Raw genomic sequence first — 7,676 nt, forward strand, 5'->3', positions numbered from 1 at the left:
GGCCCTCTTTGCGGTTGAACCTACCCTAGGAGCTGTTAGGCCAACCTAAACGCCTCCCCGGCGTTATCGGGGCAGAGTCGGGCCTGTTTGGCGCTTGGGCCAAATCGGGCCAAAAAAGGTGGTACCGCGGAAACGAAGGTTTTCCGTCCTTTTGCAGGACGGGAAACCTTTTTCTTTTGGATGGATACATCAAGGCAAGGAGGAGTGGAATGATGAACAACGAACGAACGATCGCGCTCATCGGCGCCGGCTCGATGGCGGAATCGCTCATCGCCGGCATGACGAAAGCGTTTTGCCATCCGGCGCACATTGTCGTCGCCAACCGACAAAACCGCGCTCGGCTCGAGGAGCTGGCGCGCCAATACGGTGTTTGCACGGCGGGTTGCGCGCAAGAAGCCGTCAAACAAGCGGATATCGTCATTTTGGCGATGAAGCCGAAAGACGTCGTCGAAGCGATGAACGCCATCGCACCGACCCTCCGCGCCCATCAGCTCATTCTTTCACTGCTCGCGGGCATCACGACCGAGACGATCGAACGGCTCGCTGGACGCAACATCCCTGTCGTGCGCGCCATGCCAAACACATCCGCCGCCGTCGGCTTATCAGCGACCGCCATCGCCGGCGGCCGCTTCGCCGCGAAAGAACATCTTGAGGTCGCCAAACAGCTGTTTGAAACGGTCGGCATCGTCGCTGTTGTGCCGGAGCGCGACTTGCATGCGGTCACCGGCCTGTCCGGGAGCGGTCCGGCGTATGTGTATTACTTGGTCGAAGCGATGGAAAAAGCGGCGGCCGACATCGGCCTTGAGCGAGATGTCGCCAAACGGCTCATTTTGCAAACGATCATCGGCGCAGCCGAGATGCTAAAAGCGTCCGACAAACATCCATCCGTCTTGCGCCGCGAAGTGACAAGTCCAGGCGGCACGACCGAAGCCGGCATTGGCGTGCTTGAGCAATACCGGTTCCAAGAAGCGGTCATCGCCTGCATCCGCCGGGCGACGGCCCGCTCCGAAGAGCTCGGCAGCGCTCTTCTCGCTGCCATCGCCGAAGCGTAAAGAGCGGACCTCCGGAGCGCGCCGCCCCTGCACGGCGGATGGGCGGGGAAGTTTCGGCAAAACCGGGCGCAATGAACAAGGAAACAAACGAACCTTTTCATCCGGTTATGGAAGATTTTTTTGGTTTCGCATAACGGAAACTCGAATTTCGCACATGACACAACCGCATAAGCCCATCTTTACCCAAAACAGACCATGTTAACAGGGCCGCGGCTTTTCCACCGTCCGGCTCAGGCAAAACAGTCCGTTTCACTTTGTTTTTGACAGGCAGCGTGCTATCATCAGTCATGAACCACTCATTGGCCTAGAAAGGAGCTGCTTGTCATGAACACGATGCTGTTTTCGCCGTATACAATCCGCGGGCTGACGCTGAAAAACCGAATTGTCATGTCGCCGATGTGCATGTATTCGTGCGACACGAAAGACGGCGCCGTACGCACGTGGCATAAAATCCACTACCCGGCTCGCGCTGTCGGCCAAGTCGGCTTGATTATCGTTGAAGCGACCGGCGTGACGCCGCAAGGTCGCATTTCTGAACGCGACTTAGGCATTTGGAGCGATGACCATATCGCCGGGCTTCGCGAACTCGTTGGGCTTGTGAAAGAGCATGGGGCGGCCATCGGCATCCAGCTTGCCCACGCCGGAAGAAAATCGCAAGTGCCGGGAGAGATCATCGCTCCGTCAGCCATCCCGTTTGATGATTCGTCGCCGACGCCAAAAGAAATGACGAAAGCCGACATCGAAGAAACGGTGCAGGCGTTCCAAAACGGGGCGCGGAGGGCAAAAGAAGCCGGCTTTGACGTCATTGAAATCCATGCCGCCCACGGCTACCTCATTAACGAATTTTTATCGCCGCTCTCCAACCGGCGCCAAGACGAGTACGGCGGCTCTCCGGAAAACCGTTACCGTTTCTTGGGCGACGTGATTGACGCTGTCCGCGAGGTATGGGACGGGCCGCTGTTTGTGCGCATCTCAGCGTCCGACTATCACCCGGAAGGACTGACAGCGAAAGACTATGTTCCATACGCCAAACGGATGAAAGAGCAAGGCGTCGACCTTGTTGACGTCAGTTCCGGCGCCGTCGTTCCGGCGCGCATTGACGTCTATCCGGGCTATCAAGTGCCGTTTGCCGAACTGATCCGCCGTGAAGCAGACATCCCGACCGGCGCCGTCGGGCTCATTACATCCGGCTGGCAGGCGGAAGAAATTGTGCATAACGGCCGCGCCGACCTCGTCTTTTTGGGGCGCGAGCTGCTGCGCAACCCATACTGGCCATACGCCGCAGCGCAGGAGCTCGGCGTCAAAATCGACGCACCCGTCCAATATGAGCGCGGCTGGCGGTTTTAACCGCGCGGGATCGAAAACGAGGCGAAATCAGCGGCAAGATCGGTGTTCGGAAACACCTTCCGCGCCTCGGCGACGAGCTGCAGCGCCGCCTCGCCTTGATAGCGAGAGCTGATATGGGTCAAAATAAGCCGCTTCGCTCCGGCCCGCCTCGCCACCTCGGCTGCATCTGTGGTCGTGGAATGGAAATAGTCATGGGCCAGCCGCTGTTCCGCCGCGGCAAACGTCGCCTCGTGGACGGCGACATCGGCATCGCGGGCGAGTTCAATCGCCGCTTCGCAAAAACGGGTGTCGCCGAGCACCGCGACGATCCGCCCTTTTTGCGGCGGCCCGACAAACTCACGCCCGTCGATGACCGTGCCGTCATCCAGCACGACCGTTTTTCCTTGCTTAATTTCTTGATAAATCGGGCCGGGGCGGACGCCGAGTGCTTGCAATCGATCGACCAAGAGCGGGCCGGGCAAATCTTTTTCCACGACGCGGAAACCGTATGACGGCATGCCGTGATCGAGCCGTTTGGCGATGACGGAAAACCGTTCATCGTCAAAAATGACGCCCTCATCGATCTCCACAATGTTCAGTTCATAGCGGAGCTTTGTCCCGCTGACGGCAAGGGCCGTTTCGACAAACGCGCGAATGCCTTTTGGGCCGAAGACCGTAAGCGGCGTCTCGCCGCTTTGAAACGAACGGCTGCCTAGCAGTCCAGGCAATCCAAACAAATGGTCGCCATGCAAGTGCGTAATAAAAATATGCTCAATGCGGCGCGGGCGAATGGCGGTATGCAAAATTTGATGCTGCGTCGCTTCGCCGCAGTCAAACAGCCATGTCGCCCCGCGCTCGTCAAGCAGCTGCAAAGCGACGGACGATACGTTGCGCTCTTTGGCCGGCACGCCGGCACCCGTGCCTAAAAACAACAGTTCCAACGCGCTTCACTCCTTTTTCTCGCTCAACATTGCCTGTTGTTAGCGTACCAATGTCAAAACGGCTTTTCAACTTTCTTTTGCGCTCAAAAACGCCGGGTTGGCGCCCGGCTCTTTTATGAACATAAAATGCTTTGCCGCCTAAACGCAACAAAGTGTTTGCGTTCCGACCGGCAAACCTCTACAATGGTTTCATTGAAGAGACAAATTTGGTTAAAGCGAGGTACATACGGTGGACAACATGAATCCGAAATCGATCATCGTCATTTTCGGAGCGACGGGAGATTTGGCGAAACGGAAACTGTTTCCGTCCCTTTACCGCCTGTATGAAAAAGGGCATTTGAACGAGCAATTCGCTGTCGTCGGCGTCGCGCGCCGCCCGTTGTCGGCCGACGAGTTCCGGAACTATGTGCGCGACTCGGTCGAAACGGCGTTTCACCAAAAGCTCGCCGACGGCCGATTCACCTCCCATTTCTATTACCATCCGTTCGACGTGACGGAAGCCGAGTCGTATCAGCGCTTAAAGTCGCTCCTCGAACAGCTCGACGGCACATACAAGACCGAAGGCAACCGCATCTTTTATTTGGCGATGGCGCCGGAATTTTTCGGCACCGTCACGTCCCGCTTGCAGTCGGAAGGATTGACGGAAACGCACGGCTTTAAGCGGCTCGTCATCGAAAAGCCGTTCGGGCATGACTTGGCGAGCGCCGAGAAGCTGAATGACGAGATTCGCCGCGTCTTTTCCGAGCGGGAAATTTACCGGATCGACCATTACCTCGGCAAAGAAATGGTGCAAAACATCGAGGTCATCCGCTTTTCAAACGCCATTTTCGAGCCGCTTTGGAACAACCGGTTCATCGCCAACATTCAAATCACATCGAGCGAAACGCTCGGCGTCGAAGACCGCGGCCGCTACTACGACCATTCCGGGGCGCTGCGCGACATGGTGCAAAACCATATGCTGCAAATGGTCGCTCTGTTGGCGATGGAACCGCCGATCAAACTAACAACTGATGACATCCGCCATGAAAAAGTGAAAGTGTTGCGCGCCTTGCGCCCGATTGCGCACGATGAAGTCGACCGCTATTTCGTGCGCGGCCAATACGGACGCGGAGCCATCCACGGCAAACACGTGCCGGCGTATCGCGAGGAGCCGAACGTCGATCCGGACTCGAACACGGAAACGTTCGTCGCTGGAAAACTCCTGATCGACAACTTCCGTTGGGCTGGCGTGCCGTTTTACATTCGCACCGGCAAACGGATGGCGGAAAAATCGACGAAAATCGTCGTCCAATTTAAAGATGTACCGATGAACTTGTATTACCGGACGAATGAGACGATCGCCCCGAACTTGCTCGTCATCCACATCCAGCCGGACGAAGGGATCACCCTTCATTTAAACGGCAAAAAAACCGGGGAATCGACGACCATAACAGCTCCATTTCAACTCGACTATTGCAACAACTGCATCGATGGGATCAACACGCCGGAAGCGTACGAAAAGCTGCTGTACGACTGCATGCGCGGCGACGCGACAAACTTCACCCATTGGGATGAGGTAGCAGCGTCATGGCAGTTTGTCGACCCAATTTCTGAGGTGTGGGCGAACACAAAAGCTTCCGACTTTCCGAACTACGCGGCTGGCTCCATGGGCCCGGCGGCCGCGGACGAGCTGCTCAAACAAGACGGCTTCCACTGGTGGCCGATCGCGCATCCGCGGCCATAACCGCGAATCGTTTGCGCCCGCCGCCCTTTTGGACAAGCGAGCGTTATCTCTCATGCAAAGGAGCGAATGAACGATGAAGGTGTATGACGTCACGGCCCCGATTTACGAGGGCATGCCCGTGTATAAAAACAAACCGGAAAAACAGCCGAAACGCACAACGATCACCAACGGTTATGTGACCGAATCGCGCATTGACATGGACGTGCACACCGGCACGCACATTGACGCGCCCCTCCATATGGTCGAAGGCGGGGCGACGTTTGAAACGATTCCATTGGACGACCTCGTCGGCCCGTGCAAGCTGTTCGATTTAACCGATGTCAACGACCGGATCACGAAAGACGACATCGCGCATCTTGACATTCAAGAAGGGGACTTCGTTCTGTTTAAAACGAAAAACTCCTTTGATGATGCATTTAACTTTGAGTTTATTTTCGTCGCCGAAGACGCGGCTCGTTATTTGGCCGACAAACAAATCCGCGGCGTCGGCATCGACGCCCTTGGCATTGAGCGAGCGCAAGAAGGCCACCCGACCCATAAAACGCTCTTTTCGGCCGGCGTCATCATCATCGAAGGGCTGCGGCTGAAAGACGTCCCCGAAGGCCGCTATTTCATGGTCGCCGCCCCGCTCAAACTCGTCGGCACCGATGCCGCCCCGGCGCGCGTCTTGCTGATTGACCGCGAGCCGTAAAAACAGCCGGTCCCCCGATGGGACCGGCTGTTTGATCATGTCAAATTGAATATTCGCCATGGCCGCCCTAAAGACTGGTAAAATGGCGGGGGCTTCCCCGCCTCTGTTTACAGCTCTTCCCCGTTCGTGCGAATGACGCGCTGGAACCAGTAGAAGCTTTTTTTCTTATAGCGCTTCAAATCGCGCAAGTTCTCGTCGTCGCGGTTGACGAAAATGACGCCGTAGCGCTTGCGCATCTCCCCTTGCGAGCTTAATAGATCCGTCGCCCCCCACATCAAATAGCCGATCACCTCGACCCCTTCTTCCATGGCCATCTTCATTTGTTCGATATGGCGGCGCAAATAGTCGATCCGCTCATCATCTTCGACCGTGCCGTCCTCATTCAGCTCCTCCTCAAGCCCGATGCCGTTTTCGGTGATGAAAATCGGCATTTCGTAACGGGCATACACGTCTTTTAAGGCAATCCGCAACCCGATCGGATCGATCGCCCAGCCCCATTTCGTCTTTGGCAAGTGCGGGTTCGGTTCAAGCCCTTTGATGATCCGCTCATCCTGTTCCTGATGGCGGACGATTTGGCTTTGATAGTAGCTGAACGACAAAAAGTCGACCGTCTGCGAACGGAGCAACTCCTCATCCCCCGCTTCGAGCGGCAGGCAGATTCCTTTTTTCTCAAGCCGGTTGGTCACATAACGCGGATAGGCGCCGCGGGCGAACACATCAAAGAAGAAATCAATGAACAGCTCTTTCGCCTGCACGTTCGCCAAAGCGTCTTCCGGCCGGCATGTCGCCGGATACGTTGTCAAATACGTCACCATCCCGCCGATCTTCGCCTCGGGAGCGATTTCGCGCAGCGCCTTCACGGCTTTCGCGTGGGCGATAAACACGTTATGACAGACGCGGTAGGCAAACGCTTCCGGGTCTTCGTCTTCCGGCCCAATCGCCCCCCATAAATGCGGCTGTTCGAGCACTAAATTTTGTTCGTTGAACGTCAGCCAATAGTTCACTTTCCCGCGGTAACGCGCAAATACGGTGCGCGCGTACCGCTCAAACAAGTCGACGACTTTCCTTGATGCGAAGCCGTTGTATTTTCTCGCCAAAGCCAGCGGCAAGTCGAAATGGTACAGCGTAATGACCGGCTCGATGCCGTTCGCCCTCAATTCATCAAACACAGCGTCATAAAACGCCAACCCCGCCTCATTCGGCTCCCCTTCCCCGTCCGGAAAAATGCGCGTCCAAGCGATGCTCGTCCGGTAGGCGGTAAAGCCGAGCTCCTTGAACAACGCGATGTCTTCTTTGTAGCGATGGTAAAAATCGACCGCCACTTTCCAGTCGGAATGCCCTTTTGGAATCGGGCGCGCATCCACGATCGACAGCCCTTTGCCGCCTTCGTTCCACGCCCCTTCCGTCTGAAACGACGTCACCGCTCCGCCCCATAAAAAGTTGTCGGGGATGATCGATTTACGCTGTTGTGACATGGAAAGACCCTCCTATCTGTGAACAGACGTGTTTCAGTGATTGAACGCCTTGGAAAATTCACCTTTGGGCATCATCCTCATTATGACATATTTGCTTCTTTATAAAACTAGACGGGCGGAGGTACGAGCCCGTCTAGACGTTGTGAAAACTGTTTCATGCGCTTTGGAGAAGCACCAACGCTCCCAGCAATGGCAATTTTATCTTAATTAGGCGAGAAGACTCCCACTTCAACGAAGCGAAGCGGAGTAAGTGGGAGATGAATCGCCTTAACTATATTTTGCTGAAAATAGGATAGATTCAGTAAAATATAGTATCATATAGTTAGATGGGAGGTGAAAACATGTATTTTTGTATCAAACAACAGCTAAATGGTTTGACCAAAGAAGAATACTTGACTCTTCGAGAACTGTGCCATATTGCCAAGAACATGTACAACGTCGGATTGTACAATGTCAGACAATACTATT

General features: G+C 55.5%; 6 protein-coding genes and 1 pseudogene. 5 read left to right on the top strand and 2 right to left on the bottom strand.

Features of this window, described 5'->3' with window-relative positions; all coding sequences use genetic code 11:
* Positions 1-212: 212 nt before the first annotated feature.
* Positions 213-1,052 (top strand): pyrroline-5-carboxylate reductase ProI, encoded by an 840-nt coding sequence (gene proI / locus ETC02_RS06985; RefSeq protein WP_050368690.1) that lies wholly within the window; start codon positions 213-215, stop codon positions 1,050-1,052.
* A 324-nt stretch (positions 1,053-1,376) separates the two neighbouring features.
* Complete coding sequence (namA, locus tag ETC02_RS06990) at positions 1,377-2,399, top strand: NADPH dehydrogenase NamA (RefSeq protein WP_050367509.1); 1,023 nt, start codon at positions 1,377-1,379, stop codon at positions 2,397-2,399.
* Here namA and rnz read toward each other — a convergent pair.
* Positions 2,396-3,319: a ribonuclease Z gene (rnz, locus tag ETC02_RS06995; protein WP_171698150.1), complete on the bottom strand. Its 924-nt coding sequence runs from the start codon at positions 3,317-3,319 to the stop codon at positions 2,396-2,398. The two genes, namA and rnz, sit on opposite strands and share 4 nt — an antisense overlap.
* 229 nt (positions 3,320-3,548) lie before the next feature.
* Between rnz and zwf the strand changes: the two genes are divergently transcribed.
* Both zwf and ETC02_RS07005 read left to right on the top strand, forming a co-directional pair.
* Positions 3,549-5,042 carry a glucose-6-phosphate dehydrogenase gene (gene zwf / locus ETC02_RS07000; protein WP_050367511.1) on the top strand — a complete coding sequence of 498 codons (1,494 nt, stop codon included), beginning with the start codon at positions 3,549-3,551 and terminating at the stop codon, positions 5,040-5,042.
* 73 nt (positions 5,043-5,115) lie between these two features.
* Positions 5,116-5,733 (top strand): cyclase family protein, encoded by a 618-nt coding sequence (locus ETC02_RS07005; protein WP_063210904.1) that lies wholly within the window; start codon positions 5,116-5,118, stop codon positions 5,731-5,733.
* Positions 5,734-5,840: 107 nt separating this feature from the next.
* Here ETC02_RS07005 and ETC02_RS07010 read toward each other — a convergent pair whose 3' ends face one another.
* Positions 5,841-7,208 carry a glycoside hydrolase family 1 protein gene (locus tag ETC02_RS07010; protein ID WP_063210906.1) on the bottom strand — a complete coding sequence of 456 codons (1,368 nt, stop codon included), beginning with the start codon at positions 7,206-7,208 and terminating at the stop codon, positions 5,841-5,843.
* Positions 7,209-7,549: 341 nt separating this feature from the next.
* On the opposite strand from ETC02_RS07010, the pseudogene ETC02_RS17675 reads away from it, so the two are divergent.
* Positions 7,550-7,676: pseudogene (locus ETC02_RS17675) on the top strand (RNA-guided endonuclease TnpB family protein); the annotation flags it as partial.

The sequence above is a fragment of the Geobacillus sp. DSP4a genome (genome assembly GCF_013096875.1).
In the GTDB taxonomy this organism is placed as follows: Bacteria; Bacillota; Bacilli; order Bacillales; family Anoxybacillaceae; genus Geobacillus; species Geobacillus thermophilus.